General features: G+C 46.6%; 1 protein-coding gene. It reads left to right on the top strand.

Features of this window, described 5'->3' with window-relative positions:
* A partial coding sequence (locus tag HC175_RS21315) for a hypothetical protein (protein WP_168139941.1) occupies nucleotides 1–350 on the top strand: 350 nt, incomplete at both ends.

Below are 350 nucleotides of genomic sequence, written 5' to 3'. Positions count from 1 at the left end.
GAAAGACCGCTTACTCAAAAATCCAATTACAGCTATGAACCAATTAACAATACTATTCTTGGGTTCAACCTGAATTACTCTACAGAATTGCCCTTTTTGACCCGCTGGGTGAACAGGCTTCCGAATATTGATACCGATGTGGTCTCCAATCTTTCTGTACGGGGAGAAATGGCATATTTGGTTCCCGGGGCGCCAAAGGGAAGTGAATTTGAAGGTCGTGCAACCACATACGTTGATGACTTTGAAGCAGCTCAAACTTCAATTGCAATTGATAATCCGCTGGGGTGGGAGCTCTCCAGTGTGCCGCTTGGTTTTGGGGGACAGCTTGGCAATGGCGACCTTGCTACCAA

Source organism: Salinimicrobium oceani, assembly GCF_012037645.1.
The sequence above is the reverse complement of the archived record's forward strand: the minus strand, read 5'-3'. Positions and strand labels throughout refer to the sequence as shown.